We start from the raw sequence: 208 nt of genomic DNA, 5'->3' as shown, positions 1-208 counted from the left end.
ATGAGTCGTGACAGGCTCGAACTGTCGACCCTCTGATTAAAAGTCAGATGCTCTACCGACTGAGCTAACGACTCAAGATGGAGGATACAGGGCTCGAACCTGTGACCCTCTGCTTGTAAGGCAGACGCTCTCCCAACTGAGCTAATCCTCCATTTTGCACGGCAACGTCCTATCCTCGCAGGGGGCGATCCCCCAACTACTATCGGCG

At 54.3% G+C, this 208-nt stretch carries 2 tRNA genes; both read right to left on the bottom strand.

Annotated features, from left to right (window positions below):
• Position 1 precedes the first annotated feature (1 nt).
• Positions 2–74 (bottom strand) — tRNA-Lys (locus FC80_RS03110).
• 4 nt (positions 75–78) lie between these two features.
• Positions 79–151 (bottom strand) — tRNA-Val (locus tag FC80_RS03105).
• Positions 152–208 lie beyond the last annotated feature (57 nt).

This window comes from Liquorilactobacillus cacaonum DSM 21116 (assembly GCF_001436735.1).
Classification (GTDB): Bacteria; Bacillota; Bacilli; order Lactobacillales; family Lactobacillaceae; genus Liquorilactobacillus; species Liquorilactobacillus cacaonum.
This window is presented reverse-complemented; position numbering and strand designations above follow the sequence as displayed.